Raw genomic sequence first — 19657 nt, forward strand, 5'->3', positions numbered from 1 at the left:
AATCGGGGCAAAAAGGCCCCGGTGGGTCTTTTTGCTCCATGAAGGAATAAGGAGCAAAATATGACTCAGATAAAAACTTACCGTGTAGAACATGAAAAAGTCGGTGCGATGCATAAAGTCCGTATTTTCGGACGTGTTGGTGAAGTTATAAGCAATGATAGCCCTCAGGAAAGAATCTTCCGCGAAGTCACTATAGCGGAGGGTAATAGCCAGCAGGCTGCGTTACTTGTAGATAACTACATACAGCGTCTTGAGAATAATGGCTTCACGACTGAAGCATAAATGTTGAGGGCCCCCGGGCCCTCTTTCTTAAATTCTGCGTTGTGGGTTTCTCCCTGTCTTCTGCACCGCAGAAGGCATTGAGAAACTCACAATGCCAGATAAGAGAGATCATCATGACTTATGCATCCCCGGCTCTTCGTCGTAAACCACAGGAAGTATCTGAACACTTTATTAAACTCGTTCATGCTCGAATTGCTGAAGTGTCTGGCTGGAAGTATATATTCGAAAGAATACCTGCTTTCAAAGACGCTTGTGCAAAAGCCCCGAGCCAGGTTCCTTGCCCGTTTACTGGCGCAGGGAAATCGAAGTTTCGTTTCCGGCAAAAAGACCTTTATACCGGATGTGCGATCCATAATGACTTTCCGGTAAATGAGTTTTGCGACGGAATTGATGTTCTGGCGAAATATTATGAATTAAGTAAAACGCAGACTTGCAAAAAGATTCTCTCAGATTTTTTCGGGATGGATCTGCATGCTCCGTTAACTGACGCCGACATTGAAAATGAACGACGCTATAAATCAGCAGTTCGTGCCACAGAAACTCTTGACCGAGAGGAAGTGGCAAAGCGAATGCGAAAACTTGATGTGATGTATCACTATACCGGTGAAATAAAGCCTAATACTCCTGTTGCTTTGTACCTCCGTAATCGTGGGATCTCCCGCTTACTGAGTCACTTACCAAAGGATTTAGGCTTTAATAACCGGATCTACTATTGGGATAAAGATAAGCAGAAATCGATTATCTATCCGGGAATGATTGCAATCTATCGTGACACCCGAGGTCGGCCTCTGACTATCCATAGAACATACGTAGACAAAAACGGTGATAAGGCACCTGTAGAAAATCCAAAGCTGATGATGAAGCCTCCTGCCGATATGACAGGTGGCTCAATTCAGTTGTTTGACCCTCACTATGATTCAGGTAGTTCGACCTGGACACTGGGAGTGGCTGAAGGGATCGAGAATGCGCTTTCTGTTGTAGAAGCGACTTCAACACCATGCTGGGCAGCCAGCTCCGCATGGTGCCTTGAAAACGTTACTGTTCCTGATTTTTTACTGCCTCCGCCGGATGTAAAATATATAAACTTTTATATCTGGGCGGATAAGGATATTGCTAACTCACAAGGCACTCGTGCCGGTATCGAAGCTGCTCAGCGACTTCAAAGCCGCATGGTTGAGTTTTTGGCTAAACGATATCCCGCATCAAAGCTGACAATTGAAGTCTTCGAACCAGCACAAGATATTCCTGATGGGAAAAAGGGTATCGACTGGAACGATGTTCTCCAGTTAACAGGGCAGGATGGATTCCCGATTCACTGGGCTCCTGAATGTCTTAATCAGCTGTAACAACGATAACTCCCCCGCATTTTGCGGGGGGGGTTATCTTATCAATATTATTTTTTAAATTGTATTGATAAGATAACCGCTTTCCTTCGTGATAATTACCTGCCTTTAAGGTCTTTTCACGGCTGAGATGCTTGCTCAGTTAAATAAATGTGCGGTACTACTGGCTATGGTCGGTTGTATGACATGGTTATTCCATAAACTATTAAAACCCATAACGGGAGTATTACCGTTATGGTGATGCTCGTCGTTTTACATCGGAGAGCATTTTAATGAATTTTCAAACTAACGAAGTTTTTAATAAATTTGCTGCTGTTATAAAATCGCGCATCGTCAATGAACCATCGTCATGCTATTTGCTGCATGATAATGAGATAGATATAACGATTTTGAAACATGGCATATTAGAAAATGACAGAAACCTGTTGTACGTAGTTCGTCCTTCAGGAACGTGTTTGTTGCGTTGTGACAAATATTTCTATCCGAAATATTATCTTCGTTGCCGTGGAGATTATAAGTCATTCATATATGTCCATCTTGATCTACATAGTGGTGAAGCTAAAGAAATCACATGGGAGCAAGCAGACGATATGCTGTCTAGTCCAGGAAAACCCCCATTAAAAGGAAATCTTGGACGATTTGAGTATATAAAAGTTGTGGTTGAGGACCTTCGTATTCGAGGTTACGCTGATTATCTTCCTGCGTATAATCTTGATGACCTTCGCCGTTTTGCCTTACAGGACGACCGCCCATCCCTTGTCAGATACATTGACAATGTAATGGCAACGGTCTGATTGGTTGCTAATTGATTTACATATTTTCCCTGATGGCCAACCTGCATCAGGGAGGCCTCAATAACGACTGGAGGCTGTATGAAGTTAGCTACGGACCTGGTAAAAGCTATTTTGATTAGAAATGGTGTTGAACCAGTAAATATAAGCGAATCATCTAAATTATCTTTGAAACAACCACTGACAGAACTTAAATTCAGTTTATATTTGCGAACTGAGCATTTATCTCACTTCCTACCCGGTTATGTTTATTCTATAAAAGAATGTCCACTGTCATATGACATCGGGATCGAAATTCAGAAAATCTTCGAAAGTTTACATTTGTTAAACGAAGAATTTGAATCCCTCGGTTTTGTTTCTGTATGGATAGAAATGCATCAAAGCATTTTTGAACAAAGTCGGTTTAAGAAAAGTAACTTTACTTTTCGGGAGGAAGAGGTCGAGCTTGCTAAAGGGCTTGTTTGTTCTCACAATTCACAAATAAGTAATGCGGCTTATTTCTGGCTTCAGCACTTTGAGGAGTTTATGATTTATGTTCGTAATAAGCTTATCGACCTCTTTCGAGAGGCCTATGACCTGATCCTTGGAATGCAGCAAGTATTTTTCATTCGGGAAAAGGAAGAGCTGTTGAAAACTATAAGTTATGGGGATGACCTGTATGAGGTGAAATTAATGGCGGCTGAGCTTTACTCTATCGAACAGAACTTAAAGTGTTCTGAATCGATAAGTACAAAATCTCAAGCTTCGGCATATATTAACCGCATCCGTGAGTTTGTGCGTTCGGGGTGGAGGCAGGGCTATATAGTCTGCCATCATAAGCGAAGTAATCAAATCTCATCATTGTCATTACCGATGTACTTGAAAGATACGTCAGGCCGAAGTGCTCGAAAGCGAGTAAAACGTCTTATATCTTCTACAGTTTGTGGTAGAAATAAAGATTTAGGTCTTACAGATTTTTAATTAAATTATACCCATGTGGGGATCACACCCCATATGGGAGTGATCCCTTTTTTATTGAGAGAGGATCACATGAAAATTATCGAAAAAATCATTAATGCCTTTTTGGTTGTTCAACATAAAAAAATACAGGTTAAAAACATTACATTTTTAGACAATGGGCAGGGCATGTTCTCTGGTATGTCTTTTGATGCTGATGTTTCACTGGAGTTTATGTATGAATCAGCAAAAGCATATAGTTCTTGTTTCTGTGATATTCCCTTTCCAGGTTTTGAAGATGCAAATCTGGAGGAAATTACGAAATTTCAATTAGATGCTTTGAAGCAAAGAAAGAATCATTCTTTCATTGTTAACCATTTGAGGTTTCCTATAGTTTTAAGGGAAGGGTGCAAAATCGAAAGAGGAGAAGTCTATTCAATTTCGAATTGCACTTATAATAAAGAAAGATTGCAGTATCTTTTTTCTCAGGATATTTACGGTAAGTTGTATAATTCCTTAGAGAAAGAATTAAGCTCGTTTTTCTCATTTATCAATGTTGAGGTGCACGAGTTGTTAAAAGATGCTGTATGCTTTGCATTAAAAATCCTGAATAAGATATCTTTGGATACACCTGAAAGACTTATTAAAGCTTTTAATTATCGTGACTGGTATTGTAGTTACGATGTTGAGCTTTTTAGGAAAGGCTTACCTGGTCATATTCTGGAAGAGCTCATTGCTCCAGATATCTTACTTTCAGACCTTAACGGTTGTAGAAAAATACTTAGAAATGCAAAACGATTTCTAAATGGACATACAAAAACCAATTGTGTTTATATTAAATATGAATGGTGGTTGGGGCCTGTGGATACCTCACACTCAGCTAAGTTGATGTCTGACAAAGAAATTAACAACCGAAGTGACTTGAAGAATTTTTCAAAGGTCTTTTTCAAAGAGTGTTTAAGTTCTGGTAAGTCGGAATATGAAAACCATCTTAGTGAAAAAGAACATGCGCTTCGCTACAATTATTAATTAAAATTATTTTCTCCCATAGGGATTTCTCCCTTTGGGAGAAATCCCTCTATTAAGAGGGTATTTAAATGAATGCGATACAAAAGTTAGTTGAATCTATTCTTGTTAAAATGGGTTTTGTTGGCGCTGTAGTGGAAAATATATATTTGGATTCAAAACCATTTCGGCATATTCGATTTGTGGCTGATATTCCAGTAATATCTTTTCTACCTCATTTGGTGAAATATCTTAAGGGCGCAGACCATCTTTACTGTGGTAACGATGATTTGCATCCTCTTTTCATTTATTTTTCCGAAGCGGCTACATTAAAAGCAGGCCCTGTAAATCTCGCGAACTTTCGTTTTGAAGTTTCTATAGCTTCAACTCATTTACGACTGGTCTCAGAGAAGCCTGATTTGCTTATCAAAGGATTTAACCGGGATAATCTAGAATACGTTTATTACCGCTCAGATTTGGCCTCTAAGGATCTTATACTAGGCCTTGTTGAACACGGTTCTCCTTTCATAAAACATCTACATGGACTTATACAAAAGCGAATTTTAAACGAGTTCTCTCTGATTTTTTCTGTTCTTGAAAAGATTTTAGAAAGCGCGAAGCCACAAATTCTTGCTTGCTTCCATAGTGTTGATTATGAAATGAACGTAAAAATAATAGCCGAAGCTATACCTGAAACTGTATCTAATCAGATAGTCACATCTGATTATATAGTTAATTCTATATCAGATGCGGACAAGTTTATAAATCATGTTCGTCGCTATTTAGCAGGCAGGGTAATGAAGAGGCGGATATACGCTGAATTAGATGTTTGTGAAGAAACATCAAATATTTCACTAGTGAACTTAGGATGCTTTACGTCTCCTCTGCTCGTTACGGAATATCAAATGTTTAAGCCACACTCTTCAGGGTTATATCGAAAAGCTATAAACAACTCCTTAAAACAGTTCAAACCAGAAATGCATGTACCTTCTGAAGAACTCTTTTATAATTAATCTAACCCATCCGGGAACTTGCTTCCCGGTGGGAAGCACTTCCTTTTTAGTCATGAGGTAGTGTAAATGTTTAAAGAATCTGACCACGTGGAATTTGTTAGTGCCTTTCTTTATCAAAATTTAGGCCTTAATGTTCCCGCTGACGATATAACCGTTCAATTATCTGATACTTCGTTCGACAAAGTAACCTTTGATTACGATGTAGATATCGATAATTTAAATTGTATGTTGGATCTCTACATATCTGAACTAATAAAGCACAACGCATCTTACTCCGATTCTATTCTTTTGAAACAAAAAATAATTTATTTTCTTGGAGTATTTAAGAATTTCGGATTTTTTACGTTTGATATTCGCGGATATAGTAATACTTTAAGCCCAGTTAAAGTTATTGATATTGTTTCAATGATTATTAATGACTGTGAAGAGTTATCTAAAGCTAATTCTTCTACTGATGCTATAAGAAATCTTTATCTCGATAAAATGAAGGTGGATGGGAAAGTGTTAGTTGCGAAATTTGCACTTAAACAGTTTTTTCATTCCGACTTTGGTGACTTTATCTCATTTGTCGAGAAAAGAATTACAGATTGTCTTAATGAAACTTTAAGGATTATCAAAGCTGTTGAACATGGCTTTGTACGTGTTGGGCAGCATAAGATTAATCGCCGTATTAATGATGACTTATAGTTATGCATTGATTTCAATACTGATGATTATCCGGCAAATATGCCAGATATATATATTAAGTTTAACGATACATTTGATGGGAACGGGGCGTTATATTGTGACAATGATGCCCTCATATCCCTCTATACCGATGTTGCTTCAATTATCAATGTGCCGGTGATGATGGAAGTAAGATTGATCAATAAAAGAGGGCGTGTTGTCTGTGATTCTTCGCATTCAACTTACGTATCTCTCGAAAGTAATGACCGATACAGAGTAACTGATCGCACATTACTAATAACTGAAGCTTTTGACGATTTTCGTAACGCGTCTCAATGATCCTTTTGCTTCAGTCCAAAAAAGTAACTTTGGTTGGCTGAAGACACTTGTCTATGACAATGTAAAATCTGTCGCTGGCATCTTCTTTTAGCTTAACCAAACTTTTATCTAACCCAGTGGGGAAGTCGCTTCCCTTCTGGGGCACTTCCTCTCAAATTTGAGGTAGTGTATATGACACATTCATCTGATGATAAAAACTATGTCCGAGCAGTTCTGAGCTATCTTGGCATAGATTTTGATGAGGCGGATATAGTATTAAGTGTTTGCCATTGTCAAAGTGACGAGCTTTCTTTTACCTGTAATATCAAAGCTATTGAACTCAAGAATGCTGTTGATTTATATGTCGATAGTATCTCTGAGAATGAAATAGAAGCTTTAAACAGAGAATCTTTAAAATCTCGACTCTGTTACTTTCTTGAGGTGTTTGACGCAGTCTCTGGTCAGTACCTTGAGATTTCAGGAAAACACTTTGCAACTAGCCGTTTTGAATATGATGATGTTTGTAGTGAAGTTCTTAGCATGTCTAATGATGTTTCTCAGTCGAAAGGTTATGACCGGGATGAATATAACAGACTGATGCAGGTTGATGGTCAGGTTATGATTGCCCGTTTTGCTTTGCAACAGTTCTGGGATACTCATTTTATTGGACTAATAACATTTGTATCTGAGTCTATAACATCGAGCCTCTATAAAGCTTATGAAACTTTTAGTGATATAAGTTTGGCTTGCTATAAACTGAGTGAATATTCTTATTCACGCTCTATCAACAGTGAATTGACCCTTAATATTTCACTTAAAGAAAATGACTTCTGTGAGGACCTATCTGATTGCTATATGGAAGATGAGGCTTTACCTTCTGGTAGGGTAATTTCTCGACGCAACAATGACTCCATAATAAGTATTTATGAGAGCTATGCTGCGGCTTCTTATATTCCGATGATTGCATCTTTGGAAGTCGTTGATGAATACGGCGAAGTGGTTACTGACCTCTGCCATACCGTTTATGTTTCAGAGTTAACCGGTGGGCGGATTAAAATCCACGACCGTAATGACTTAGTATCTGAAGTTTTCGATAACCTAAGAAATTTAAATCTTGCAGTTGGAGATTCAGTTTCACAAGCTGCTTGATTCTTTCCCTGATTTTGATTTTTTCTCACATACTCTTATGGCACGGTTTCCGTGCCTTTTTTTTGCCTCGCTTACAAGCGTCTACTCCTCTTCTACCTATCCCACCTTACATCACCACTTAAAATCTATCTTTCTAATTCCATTATCCTTTTCGTAGCCTCTAATGCTCTGGTATGAACATACTCTTTAAACTCAAAAAAGTGCTATTAACGAAAAAAAATCCCTAAAGAGATTTGTATACTGTTCTCAACCAAGGAGAGCTCATGAATGAACTAAAATCCAAAAACGAGAACAGTACCAAAAGCAACTTTCCCCCGGTTGATAATCAGTTTTGCTTTTACCATGTTGATTTCAGCATAGAACGACTACTTTCAACGGCCGAGGATCTCCAGCTTGAGTACATCTTCCAGAAACCTGGAAGTGAAGTAAGAAAGGATTTGGTTGAGCGATTCGAACGTGGAGAGCGCTTTGTTACAGCTTCACACTGTGACAATTTCTGTGAAATCCTTGGTTGTCAAGGCCATCAGGAAAATGCATAAACCCATAAACCTACATTTCCACTTTTAAGGATGTTCACTAAAGAATGATTGGAGAAAGTATTTTTGACTGGGTAATTTACGGAATATCCATTTTGATATTTGCCTCAGCACTAATTGAAGGAAAGACAACTCGCTACCCAGCACTTTTTTTCTATGGGAGTTTAATTTTAATGTTAATCCTGATAGTTGCTGGAGGCCTTAACTGGTGGTTCTACAGGTCAAAATATGGCGCAGTAATCGTTATCTTCACAGTGGTCTCTTTACTGATGACTCGATTCCGCCTGGTCATATATAAATTAAGATTAAGAAAGTTAGTTTCAGAAATCAGATTTCGTATAAAAACGGGTTTTCGTATAATTCTTGTTTTGTCGGATAATGAGGATGAGCGTAATGTTCTGCTGTCTATGCTTAGCAACGTATTGCCAGAGCAAACGCTTATTCACACGCGTGATGCTCTCGGACCTCATTCAGAGCCTATCCTAAAAGCTCTTGAGCTACATCATCAACAGGGAACAGGTTACATACTCGTCTGTGAACAACAAATCTCAGCGCGTACGTGGTTGAGTATCGTAGAAAATGGGAAACCTGATACATCTATAGCTGTTAATTTTCATTCGATCCCAGAAATGGAGTGATTTTTCAATGAGTAGAACCGTTTCACAAAGTGTCACAGAAGATTGTCTTTTTGATACCCGCACACAAGTCAGATTACAACTAAGTCGAAGCGTTCATAAAACGCTGGCATCTGCTAAAGAAATTTTACAGGGAAGGGGGGTTGATTCGGTCTCTATTGAAGATCTTGTGCGAGCCTGTCTTGAAGAGAACCAGCCAATTGATCTAGCCTCACTTTACCTTGAAAATCTCTTAAAACAGAAAGGTACCAGCATTTGCGATTTTTAGTGTTTTCAAACCTATTAGATAAAATGCCGGTTGTGTTTATATAACATCAATAATTTCATGCAACAGGTAAAACATGAGTACTCAAAAGCAACTTTCCAGAACTACCGGCACTGAACGTATGTTTAAGGAAGAGCTGGCGTTATCCTTAATTTGTTGGGTTTTCACCAGTCCTTTTACCAACTGGACCGATAAAGTCTTCAGTGGTATTGAAGTTCCGTCTGAAGGACCGTCATCATTACGGGGTGAGACAGAAAAATTCTTTCGTTTTGTCGTTAATGAAGAAGGCTACGACGCAGGAAGGGCTGCTATTGGTCTTGACCTATGTTGTTTTTCACTTCCGTTGTGTTTGTTCCCGGACGCTGCCCTGTCTGAGGAAGAGGTTATGAGTAAGTTAACCGGAGAAGTTATCCATGGAATTCTTCTTTCCTTACCTGAGTTTATTGATATGCCAGAAGTGCTCGCTTACCAGGTCAGGGATGAAATTCTTGCTTTTAACACTCGCTGTGGAGACGGGATCTTTCATGGTTGGAACACGGCTTCAGAATTGTGGAAGTTTGAAATCTTTCCCCGCACCACCATCATGATGCAGCATACTTCGGCAATACATTAAAATTAGGCGGGGCAGAATGCATAAAAAACTTTTTCTTCTCGAATGGAAACCCTGTCAGAGCCGCGTATGGGCCGGTTGGATGGCCCTGTGGTTGACTATCAGTTTTCTGATGTTATCTGCCTTGCTTATGACAGATCATCTCCTGAACAAAGTCATCCTGCCGCCAACATGGTTGTTGATCTGGTTTTCGCCAATGCTGGGGTTTTTGATAAAAGTTCGCGTCGTCGAAACTCAACATTTCCTGGAGCATGACCTCTGTGTTGCAGGTTTCTCTTTTTACCGCTGGAAGAGGTTAGTTTCTCCCGGGCTTTGGTCAGTTGACTGTATAAATGGTCGTTTTCGCCTCAATCGGATCACCCAGGTGGGTAAGACTATCCACTATCCATGGCGTCTCCATTATCATCCTTTGTTCATGAACCCTATCGAACATAAATCGCATGCTGTGAAAGCTGTTTCAAAATGACTTCTTTAGAGGTTTACATGACATTTATGTTCTGCAAGGTCAGCCTGGGCAGCAAAATTGATTGGAAATAACATGAGCCTGGAGAAACGTATGAGTTATGACGATTTGCCCTATTTTCGTGACCAGATTCTGGAACGCATCGACTCGCTCAAGTGTTTTCTTTCGAACACCCCCCCGATGATGGCAAACCTGATGACTGTCTCCACCGTATCTAGAACAGAAGAGCGCTTGAAGCAGGTTAAACCCATCAGGGTTAGTATTAAAGACGATGCTTCGGTTGAGGAAATTATTCAGGCACTTACTGACATCTGTGTGGATGACATAGAGTCATTAAGTCATGATTCCACCAAAGTAACCACTAAATACCCGGGTCTAATCATTGTCCCCGAAAGAGCAGATCTTCTCGAAAGCTTGATCACTTCTATAAACGAAGCAAAAAATGATTTTGCTGCGGCAATGAGGCGTATCGATAATAAAAAGAATGTCCGTTTTGATAAAGTGCACAAGAAGCTCCCGGGCCTTGTCGCTATGCACTCAACAAGAAATATCCTTTTCATCAAGTCCCAGCTTAAAAAAGTTACTTTTTCATGGCGGCTAAACCGAAACCAGGAAGTTAAAACAGCAGAGCAACTTGTGAGTTTGTTGGAGCGCAGGAGAGCCTCAGAAGTAAAAAATGTAGCAACTACCAATTTGAATGTCGTGTCTAATATCGATAAGGCTTTACACCGTCTTGAATTTCACCCACTGAAGCAGGGCGAATCTTATCGCCTTTGTCGAACTAACTCTTTCCCTGTTCCGATTGCTCACATTTTTGCATTTAGGCCTGAAGGGCAGGAACGAAACGGGAATAAATATGCTGAGACTGATTATTCAGTAGTAAAAGCATCCTTGCCCATTTTCGCAGCAGGCAACATACCTCAATTAAAAACGCTCTCTGACTGGGCTCCTGAAAACAGCCAGGGTCCGTCCAACCAACGGAAGCTGAGCCTGAAATATACAGAACTCGTGCCGGGGGCTGAGCTGGGCATTTTCATTGTCAGCCCCGAAAATTAAGGAACAACAATGCAATGGATTTCCACAGCCAGCCAGAAAATCGATGAGCGTCTCTATCGTGTCTGCGTCTGGGTAAAAAAATATCACGCTGATGCGATTAACCGCGTTGTGCTAACCGTTGATCTAAGTAAAGCCCGACATGACCCTGACGAGGACCAGGTAAGAGCAGAGCTGCTGTGCGGCCATTATTTTTTGCTTCGTAAGGAAAACGCTTCGAACTCTGCGCCTGACGATCAAAAGTTTGCTTTCCTGCCTGACGGGCGCAATCTGTGTTGGCAGACCGCAACCCCGGTGCTTCAGCATCTCCTACTCAATAAAAACGTTCCTGAGTCGCTGAGGTTGCTTACGGACTACATACATATGCGTCTGGCCAGGCTGACAATGGTACCTATGTCCGGAACCATCATGAACGAGGCTCTGCTGGACAGCATCAGCTGGGTTAAGGTGGATTTGACCTACTTCTGGCAGTACGAACAGCTCAGCTCTCATCTGGGACCCATCCAGATAACCCACAAGGCACTTGTACGCTTCGGGCACCTGGCAAAGAATGATGAAAACTCCAGTGCCATAAGAATTCTGCGTCAGCGTCTGTCTTCAGAATTCTTACAAGAATTTCAGATGGCTGAGGATGAGCTAAAGCGCAAACAGTCGTTGATGGGCACCATGGACGTGAAAATGCTGTTTCATGCTCATTACCCCAGCCAGAAGATGCTGGTGGCTCGATATAAAAATGGTTGGGTAATGGTGGATTGTTTTCTGTTTCACCATACCAAACCTAAGAAAAAAGCAAAAAACAAAACTACTGTGGCTAAGCCTCAACTTAAACAGACTAAAAGAGAAGGGAGTGAAAATGGAACTGGGCATTATGGTGTGCATCGTGTTGTTACTCTCAGTGGCGGCGGCGTGGATCAGTAATAAGACAGTTGATTTGCTCGAAAGATTCTATTTCAAGCGTCCGCTGAGCATGGAGTACGCGGCATGGCTACGTGTAATGTGTGCAGGCTTGTTATTAGTTTTTATTCAGGTTGCTCCCCAATTTACACTCCTGTATACCCTTAAACTTGTCACGCTTATTAATCTTGGAATCCAGACAATGAAATTAAATGGCGTGTACAAATATAAAAGGACGGGAATTTTGCCTCCGGGAGGGGCACTCTCTAATCTCACCAGACTTAACCCGTTCAAGAAAAAATAAAGTTATGCGCCCGTGAGGGCGCTATTCATCAAAGGCATTTCGCATAAGCTTGATCATGGCTTTTTTACCAGCTTCAATATTGCGAATGTAGCGCATAACCATTTCTTCATTCGACCAGTTCCCCATTTCCATAATCTGTGGTAGCGAGTAACCTTCAATATCCAGCTGTATCGCACCGCCTACACGAACGCTGTGCCCTGTCCAGTAACGGGTTTTAGTCTCATTTGGATAAAGCTCATTCCACATTTCTTTAAATGCCCGTAAAAGGGAATTTTTGCTGAGCATACCGGCATCGTCCACAGTGTCTTCCTCATCTTCATCGTTCAGAAGACTTTGTTTAGCACGGTAGGGCAGGTTATGCCGTTTAAGAAGCTCAGATAGCTCATTCCCTTTACTCCGAAGCTTCCAGCCGGGTGGCATATAGCCTGTATCATGGAAATTTACGGCCTGGAAAAGGTATTCATCCGGATGACTGTGCTGATCCATTTTCACAAGGTTCATCAATCTCAAGAGGCAGTTAGTTAACTGACGTGTCAGCCGGTAGGTAAGAAGTGTACTGATGTTCGTTTTTGTACGGTATACCGTCAGGTTAAATTCACCGGTCATACTATCCAGAGACAGATCTTTCAGACGTATACGGCGAATTTCGGATGAACGGAGCAGTGTTTCAAAGCCTGTCCAGATCAGGCACAGGTCACGAAGCTTACGAACTGAGTTTGTAGTACTGCGTAACTTTATCAGAGCCTTGAGATCGCCAATAAGAAAGGGAGTTGCCTGTTTAGTCGTCTTTCGCTTCCGGGCTTCCGATTGTTTTAAGGCTTCCAGCATGTACCATGCTTCAGACGTAATAATCCCGGGCAGGTTAAGCCCTTTTTTATGGATACTGTTTAAGGCCTGAAGACAGCTGTTTATGCTGCTTCGTGACAATTTGCCTTCAAGATGCCCCATAAACGCCAGCAGAGCTTCCTCAGACACGGGGAGCGAACTTACTGGCCAGTCTGTATGCAACCGGGCATTCGCCTGATACCATTCGTTCCATACTCGTAGCCAGTGCAGATAGGTTTTAGCTGTGTTGTATCTCAGATGGGAAAAGTAACGGATCAAGCGTGAAAGCTGTTTATCATGGTTGCCGAACGTTTCCAGCTGCTGATGCAATTCGCTTTCCGAAAACTGTCTGATCACTGATTGATTCTTCATCCTGCTCACCGGGATACACTGGTTTTATTTACAGTCATTTTAGCACTCATGTACCTGGTTATGAACAGGGTGGAAACAACGAAAAAGGTTGTGAAATCGTTAGGCTTAAGTGAAAAATGATATTAAGATTATCCCTGGCCAGTTGAGGCCTGTCTAAAGAAGGTTGATTATGTCTGACACAAAGCAGTCTTATTTAATGAAATTCCGTAAGTGTAGTTCGTTCGAAACGCTCGAAAAAGTATTTGAAAGGTTATGTGAAAAAAACTCGGGTGTCGCCTCTCTTGAAATTTCTGGTGCTTATGATCATCGTAAAGCTGAACTGACAATGAAAAAGTTATATGACAAAGTTCCTGCGAGTGTGTGGACCTTTGTTCGCGAGTAATTATTGATATTGGCACAACAAAAAGACTGTGTCTGGATTTGAAAATAGTTTATGCCCCTTTCGGGGCTAAAGGCACTGTAATAGCCTGTCTTTTTAACTTTCTTATTAAGTTCGGAGAAAGACTTTAATCATAAGCCAAGCCCACTGCTAAATACATCCGATATTCTCCTTAATTTTAGAAGTTGTGATAAAAGTTACTTTACCTAAACTTCTCTCTCCATATTTGTAAGGCTCTCATTTGATTCTTGTCAAACATTAATCTGGAAAACTAAAAAATCATTTCTTTTAATTCGTTTTACAGAAATCCTCCTCCGTTATTTCGGATATAGTTTGAATAATTATCAAAAACGGGGTGCAGCCATGCGTAAGAGTTACACATTTGGTATTCCATTTGGACTCCAGAGAGAATCAGGACTCTTTTTAGATATTACAGAGGTCAGCCGGGGTATCGACTGTAACTGCATCTGCCCCGCTTGCAAAACTGATCTGTTAGCAAAGCAGGGGGAGGTCAAGCTTTGGCATTTCTCACACAGTACTGCTGTAGCCGGTGACTGTGATGGTCTGATGGAAGCCATCCGGGGAAAAATTATTGAAGTCATCAACGAGCACCAGGTTCTTGGTTTCCCAAATCTTCTCGCTGGCGACGATGGTGGGCCGGTTTCACTGAATGAGGTTATTGGAAGCGGCAGTATGTTCGGAGGCACAGCTGATCTGTTCGTAAAGGTTAATGATTTATGTGTGGCCGTCTTTCTGGACAGGGATCGTAGCATTTCTGCGAAGTTAACCTTTGACCACCTTCATCCTTCCGAAAGAGTTGCCGCATTGCGTATCGATCTTCCAGATATTGAATATGAAATCAGTCAGGTGCAGCTCGGGCGACGTAAAACAACATACAGTGAGTGCATTGAAAGCCTGATCATTGATGAGACCAGTTCCCGGGAATGGCTATATCATCCATTAATGCATGAACTTGAATCTGAACCTCTTCAGGAGTATCGGGGACGGGAGCCTTCAGAGGAAGGGCCTCTTCTTCAGCGCCTTGCTGACTGTAAGATGAAATTGCCTGATATCCTTCCGGGCAGTCATAACGCGTTAGTCAGGTTACAGCAGGATACGATTGTATGTCTGTGTCGGTTAACGGTTCGGGCTTATGACATCGCTCAGACCGATGAATTTCCTTTGTTCCTTCGCTATTTCAGGTTGCACTGCCTGGAAAACAGCGAACATGTCAGTTACGAAAGACTGATCTGCTGGCAGGAAATGATTTCAAAAACCCAGGAAGGCCAGTCCTTGACACAAAACGAACTTGAATATCTTCATGAGATTGTCCGCATCGCCTTATACAATCACCGGCTTAACAATGTCAGTATTTCAGATGTTAAAAACCATGACACAGGAAAGGAGAGCGGCAGGGTAGAGCCACAAAACTATTCACTCTTATAAATAAATTGGGCTTTGCGCATTAAACCCTTGCCGCAGGAGGTGTACCGCATATCCGGCACAGACAGTCAGTTTTTCTGGCAGCTTAAATTTGACACAGCTTAATATAGTGATTCATTAAACAGGTTCAGTATGCTGCCAGAACGTTTTAGTCGTTATGGGCGTCCGTTAGTTTTCTACTAACTGAACGACGACCAGCCTGCCGCCTTCCTCCTTTGACAGAACAAACTGAGCGTTATTCGTCAGTTCAATTTTTTCCCCAATGGCAATCTGTCGTTTATCCGGTAATGACATAAGCCCATTTATGCCTTCATTTACTAACCACCACTGATCGTTATGGAAAACAAAATACCCAACTCGTTTCCTTTGCAAATCGGTTGTACGCTCATTTGGCGCAATGAGGCGATTCACATGCCACGCATAGATTGACTGCCCGCTCCACACCATCAACCGGTGGTCGTCAGGACGATAACTGCCTTCCTTTCGGGAAGAATATAAATTTAGAACCGGTAATTTACCCTTGTATGGCGTACCGCAGTAGGGACAAACCGGCTTTGTCTTACCCGAGAAAACGTACCATTTCTGTTCACACGCCTTGTTCTGGCAGGGCTGTATCAGATCGACTGTTTTAACCAGGGCGCTTTCCCACTCATCGGCGGTCGGGCGTTTAGTGGCATCGTGTAAGCCATCTATAAAGGCGCGCTCAAACAAAGGTGTCAGATAAGGGCCCATGATGGTGTAAGGAATTTTCTCCGGGTCAGCCCAGGGCAGTGAAAAGGACGATAGCTGACTGACTTTGACTGCATTGCTTTTGTCTGTCGGATGTTCAATGAAGAGTGCCTTCTCACCCATAGATAAGGTCTCATCACGTACTTCATCCGACATGTCATGTATTTTTCCGCCACGTAGCGGATGACGGAAGAACAGATACATGTAGATAAGCACCGACAGCGCATGACGGTCAGTAGTAATGCTTGGCAATACGCGGTTCGGATCCTCTTTGGAAAGATGACTGGTTTTCACCACTTCCGGAGCGATAAAATCCGGGGTGCCCACCACGTCGGGAGGATACTTTCCAGGGACAACCAGGCCGTCTACGTCAATGATGCAGGCATGTCCCATTTCTGGATCGATAAGCACGTTTTTATAGCTTAGATCGCTGTGACAGAGACCTGCCGCATGCATCCTTCTGACGGCTCTTGTCAGCAGCAGACAGACCTTGAGATAGGTAAGCGTATTGCCTCGTTCACGTGGGTCGAGAAATTTGTTCTGGTTGCTGGCGCTGGCAAACCATTTGCCTTCCTTTTCACGACCTTTTATGCCAAGAAAATCATCGTTTTTAGAGCCGTATTTAAAGAAAAAGTAGCTTTTGTAGGTTGGAACCACGATGCCGATTTTATGCCCATGCTCAACAACATGGGTCGGCCAGCAAAACAGGTCCTTCCAGTATTCACCTCCGGACTGGCCAAAAATGTTTTGCCTGTAGCGTCCGGTGATCATATCAATCCGATCCCGGGCCTGCTCGTTCTGCGGTTTATGATAAAAAGCGACGACGTATGATTTATCAGGCGAAAAGTAAACATCCTTCATCGAGCCCGAACCAATTACCTCGTCAACATACTGGACTGTTTCGCCGTCCTTTGTTTTGCACGTAACGATATTTGCCATATTGATCACCGAAAAAGCGTATCCCTTACCACAACACCGCAATAGTGCGGTCATCATGGTTCCCTGTGGAGAAAAAGTTAAGCCAGTCGCCTAACCTCTCAGGCGCAATACTGGCGTCTGTAAGGACAGGGTTGAGCTCATCAACGAGACGGGTCCATTTTTCGTCACTGCGAAGCCCATTATCCGTCTCAAACAGAGGGTCTGAGACGCCGTCTGTCATGAGGATCAAGTGAGATACATCATTCCATTTACCCACGCTGATGCGGCCGCTAAACGAGGGGTCTGCGATAATGCTCTGGTCAAGGAAACGGGTTTGTCCTGCGTATTCTCCGCTATCGGGATTTCCCAGTATCCTGACTTTACCGGAAGGGCTGTATGCACCTATCGCACCATCACCAAGCCAGAATGCAGTCGCAAACAGCTCGTTATCAGTTCGTAGCGCTACAGTTGCCAGAAGGGTTGTTGAATAGGATTTCACAGGTTGTTCTGCACAAATGGCTTCGTTCTGGATACTGTTGACCGCGAGCGTAGCTGCCTGTTTAAAATGATGAAGCATGGCGTTTATTGTTGCCTGCTGATCGCTCCCTTCCCACGCCGTGATGTGCTGCTTTAAATGGACGCCTTTCACACCACTGAGCTGATTTAAAAGGTAATCGCCAGCCGTTTTGACTGCAATCCGGGAGCCTTCCCGGGAATTTACCGCACTACCGGCTCCGTCTGCGACCAGCATGACAGACCATCCTGTTTCCTGGCAGTGGTTGATGTAGAAGTCGTCATCTCTGAAGCTTCCGGCATGCTCATGAGAGCGTCCCCGGCGACTGGCGGCAGCAATACGTATATCACCCCTGACCAGGCCAGCAGCGTCCAGATGGGACTTAGGGTAGGGAGCGTCTGCTGGTGGCTCTACCACCTTCCACAGGCTTCTCGGATCGGGATTGATTATAAATAGCTGTTTTGTTTCACATTCGTCGTGCGACGTGCATGACCAGATTACTGAAAGCTCTATATCGCCGCTTTCGGTGGGAGTACCTGTCAGCAACTCCTGTTCTTTGTCAAAAGACAGGCCAATGTTCCGGGGAAAGACAACGTCCCTGACAGTAGCCTGCTGGCCCTCACCCAGAACGATAGCAACCGGCGAAGAGAAACGTTCGCCTGCGCGGGCGTTGGGGATCGTTATTTTAGCTCTCGGGGGAACGGCAGGTGGCACAGCTAAGCTGGCCCGCTGCTGGCCTGTCGGTATCTGCCCGGGTTTTAATACCAGGGAAGACAGGTTTTCGTCTTCCCTCTGTGCTGGTTTATCAAATTCGTAATAAGGCATCAGCTTCCAGAACGGAGGATGAGGCTCATTTTCTGGCAGGGGTTGCAGTGCTGATGTATCGGTAGCGTCAATGCCCGGGTTATCAGCAACACTTACGACCGTTTGTTGCTGATCGGAAAGACTGGATGCTGACGAGGCGGCAATCTCTGCGTCGTTATCACCTTCGCTAACCCGCGCAGATAAACCCTGTGCAAGGCTCTCAATCCGCTCTTTAAGCCGCATAATTTCTTCGGTAAGGGATGGGTCCTGCGATAGAAGTAAAAGCCGCTCACCTTCAACAGGGTGGCCCAGCTCAGACAGAACTAAGCGGATAATCTTCTCTTCAAGTAAAGCATTTTGCGACATCAACCTCTCCCTCTGTTTACGTCGAAGTTAGTGTTTCCGCCATCATTGCTGAATGACAGGCCTGTTTCACACCACGGGCAGATCACGTCATCCGGGCCGTCAATACACAGCAACTTTCCGCATGAGCACAGGGCAAACGCACTGGCATTACCGCAGTGGGGGCAACCCGGTACGCCATGCAGTTCGCTGGTATTTACCTGCAAACCGGTAGCGGTGGCATCTGACCACGCAAAATAGTCCTCATCGATGGGATAGCATCCGGCAATATTAAAGCTGTTCAGGTTCAGACTGAAATCGAGCCCGGAAACCCTTGCTGGTGGCCGTTCATACTTCATCAGGTACGGACGACGGGTCTTGCTGCAACGGCCGGTAAGCGTAACGCAGTTTTCGTCGTACGCTTTTACTGGCTCGTCCTTGGCCAGCCGGACTATGTATTCAGTCTGGCTGAGCTCAGGTTGTTTGTCGTCCCCGACGCTGCGGCTGTGCGCCGTAACCGAGGCCGTGATCCATTTGATGAAGCGGGTAAAGTCCCCTTCCTGAGATTCGGTGAACAGCATGACATTCTCTGTCAGTTGCCGCAGGATATTCAGGTCCGCTGACGGCCCCAGGCCAACGGCAATGAGATTCACTTTACTCGCGTAGTGATCCTTCCAGCGCTTCACTTCTGCGGTTGTGTCGTCAGTCGGACGTCCGTCGGTAAGGAGATACACGACGGGTTTCCAGTCGCCTTTAGCCTCATGAGTGGTTTTTCTGACCTGGGTATCAATTTGCACGGTCAGCTCACGCAATGCAGCTCCAAGGCTCGTACCGCCGCCAACGGGAAGGCGGGGAGGGTAGAACGAGGCAATTTCGTGAAGAGGTACAATCGTACGGGCTACACCGGCAAATGCGATTACCGAGACCCAGGCTGTTTCAAGTGCGTGTGGATCCTTTCTTAAATCTCCGACGATCATTTGCAGACCATCAGTCATTTTTTTCAGGTTTTCACCAATCATGGACTCTGAACAGTCCAGGACAAAAAACACGGGAAGGCGTCTCATAATT

At 43.1% G+C, this 19657-nt stretch carries 21 protein-coding genes; 17 read left to right on the top strand and 4 right to left on the bottom strand.

Annotation, left to right across the window (positions count from 1 at the left end):
• The first annotated feature begins 60 nt into the window (after positions 1-60).
• From ACQG2Q_RS20165 to ACQG2Q_RS20235, 15 genes are all read left to right on the top strand, one after another.
• A complete protein-coding gene (locus tag ACQG2Q_RS20165) occupies positions 61-282 on the top strand; it encodes a hypothetical protein (protein ID WP_000192120.1) in 222 nt (73 codons plus the stop codon).
• A 113-nt stretch (positions 283-395) separates the two neighbouring features.
• Positions 396-1628 carry a DUF7146 domain-containing protein gene (locus tag ACQG2Q_RS20170; RefSeq protein ID WP_000220379.1) on the top strand — a complete coding sequence of 411 codons (1233 nt, stop codon included), beginning with the start codon at positions 396-398 and terminating at the stop codon, positions 1626-1628.
• A gap of 269 nt (positions 1629-1897) precedes the next feature.
• Complete coding sequence (locus ACQG2Q_RS20175) at positions 1898-2419, top strand: hypothetical protein (protein ID WP_001011130.1); 522 nt, start codon at positions 1898-1900, stop codon at positions 2417-2419.
• A gap of 78 nt (positions 2420-2497) precedes the next feature.
• Positions 2498-3376, top strand: coding sequence for a hypothetical protein (locus ACQG2Q_RS20180; protein WP_000762003.1), 879 nt, complete (start codon positions 2498-2500; stop codon positions 3374-3376).
• 69 nt (positions 3377-3445) lie between these two features.
• A complete protein-coding gene (locus tag ACQG2Q_RS20185) occupies positions 3446-4381 on the top strand; it encodes a hypothetical protein (protein ID WP_000691119.1) in 936 nt (311 codons plus the stop codon).
• A 68-nt stretch (positions 4382-4449) separates the two neighbouring features.
• Positions 4450-5370, top strand: coding sequence for a hypothetical protein (locus tag ACQG2Q_RS20190; protein WP_031942300.1), 921 nt, complete (start codon positions 4450-4452; stop codon positions 5368-5370).
• A gap of 66 nt (positions 5371-5436) precedes the next feature.
• A complete protein-coding gene (locus tag ACQG2Q_RS20195; RefSeq protein WP_031942301.1) occupies positions 5437-6057 on the top strand; it encodes a hypothetical protein in 621 nt (206 codons plus the stop codon).
• 489 nt (positions 6058-6546) lie between these two features.
• Entirely contained in the window at positions 6547-7503 is a 957-nt protein-coding gene (locus tag ACQG2Q_RS20200; RefSeq protein ID WP_000149830.1) for a hypothetical protein, read from the top strand.
• A 263-nt stretch (positions 7504-7766) separates the two neighbouring features.
• Positions 7767-8042 (top strand): hypothetical protein, encoded by a 276-nt coding sequence (locus ACQG2Q_RS20205; protein WP_001004201.1) that lies wholly within the window; start codon positions 7767-7769, stop codon positions 8040-8042.
• Positions 8043-8086: 44 nt separating this feature from the next.
• On the top strand, positions 8087-8677 hold the full coding sequence (locus ACQG2Q_RS20210; protein ID WP_000578891.1) for a hypothetical protein: 591 nt from the start codon (positions 8087-8089) through the stop codon (positions 8675-8677).
• 7 nt (positions 8678-8684) lie between these two features.
• Positions 8685-8942, top strand: a complete 258-nt coding sequence (locus ACQG2Q_RS20215; protein ID WP_001371933.1) for a hypothetical protein — start codon at positions 8685-8687, stop codon at positions 8940-8942.
• Between the two features lie 73 nt (positions 8943-9015).
• The gene (locus ACQG2Q_RS20220) at positions 9016-9552 is read left to right on the top strand and encodes a hypothetical protein (RefSeq protein ID WP_000107167.1); all 537 of its coding nucleotides are present in this window, start codon (positions 9016-9018) and stop codon (positions 9550-9552) included.
• A 16-nt stretch (positions 9553-9568) separates the two neighbouring features.
• Positions 9569-10015: a hypothetical protein gene (locus ACQG2Q_RS20225; RefSeq protein ID WP_282815391.1), complete on the top strand. Its 447-nt coding sequence runs from the start codon at positions 9569-9571 to the stop codon at positions 10013-10015.
• A 90-nt stretch (positions 10016-10105) separates the two neighbouring features.
• Positions 10106-11068, top strand: a complete 963-nt coding sequence (locus ACQG2Q_RS20230) for a DNA replication terminus site-binding protein (RefSeq protein ID WP_000119428.1) — start codon at positions 10106-10108, stop codon at positions 11066-11068.
• A 9-nt stretch (positions 11069-11077) separates the two neighbouring features.
• Positions 11078-11983, top strand: coding sequence for a hypothetical protein (locus ACQG2Q_RS20235; RefSeq protein ID WP_001198595.1), 906 nt, complete (start codon positions 11078-11080; stop codon positions 11981-11983).
• A gap of 301 nt (positions 11984-12284) precedes the next feature.
• Here the strand turns inward: ACQG2Q_RS20235 and ACQG2Q_RS20240 are convergent, their stop codons facing one another.
• Positions 12285-13460: a tyrosine-type recombinase/integrase gene (locus tag ACQG2Q_RS20240; RefSeq protein WP_000795949.1), complete on the bottom strand. Its 1176-nt coding sequence runs from the start codon at positions 13458-13460 to the stop codon at positions 12285-12287.
• A 169-nt stretch (positions 13461-13629) separates the two neighbouring features.
• Here ACQG2Q_RS20240 and ACQG2Q_RS20245 point away from each other — a divergent pair, with 169 nt between their 5' ends.
• Together ACQG2Q_RS20245 and ACQG2Q_RS20250 are read left to right on the top strand one after the other, a co-directional pair.
• Positions 13630-13842, top strand: a complete 213-nt coding sequence (locus tag ACQG2Q_RS20245; RefSeq protein WP_001285422.1) for an Hha/YmoA family nucleoid-associated regulatory protein — start codon at positions 13630-13632, stop codon at positions 13840-13842.
• 360 nt (positions 13843-14202) lie between these two features.
• The gene (locus ACQG2Q_RS20250) at positions 14203-15285 is read left to right on the top strand and encodes a hypothetical protein (protein WP_001232447.1); all 1083 of its coding nucleotides are present in this window, start codon (positions 14203-14205) and stop codon (positions 15283-15285) included.
• A 165-nt stretch (positions 15286-15450) separates the two neighbouring features.
• On the opposite strand, the gene ACQG2Q_RS20255 is transcribed toward ACQG2Q_RS20250, so the two are convergent.
• From ACQG2Q_RS20255 to ACQG2Q_RS20265, 3 genes are read right to left on the bottom strand one after another with little or no spacing between them, the layout of a single operon-like run.
• On the bottom strand, positions 15451-16950 hold the full coding sequence (locus tag ACQG2Q_RS20255) for a helix-hairpin-helix domain-containing protein (RefSeq protein ID WP_001284318.1): 1500 nt from the start codon (positions 16948-16950) through the stop codon (positions 15451-15453).
• 25 nt (positions 16951-16975) lie between these two features.
• Entirely contained in the window at positions 16976-18613 is a 1638-nt protein-coding gene (locus ACQG2Q_RS20260; RefSeq protein ID WP_000081060.1) for a PP2C family serine/threonine-protein phosphatase, read from the bottom strand.
• Complete coding sequence (locus tag ACQG2Q_RS20265; RefSeq protein ID WP_001253656.1) at positions 18613-19653, bottom strand: TerY-C metal binding domain-containing protein; 1041 nt, start codon at positions 19651-19653, stop codon at positions 18613-18615. The genes ACQG2Q_RS20260 and ACQG2Q_RS20265 overlap by 1 nt, the downstream gene beginning before the upstream one ends.
• Positions 19654-19657 lie beyond the last annotated feature (4 nt).

The sequence above is a fragment of the Enterobacter cloacae complex sp. 370H10 genome, assembly GCF_050031535.1.
Classification (GTDB): domain Bacteria; phylum Pseudomonadota; class Gammaproteobacteria; order Enterobacterales; family Enterobacteriaceae; genus Enterobacter; species Enterobacter intestinihominis.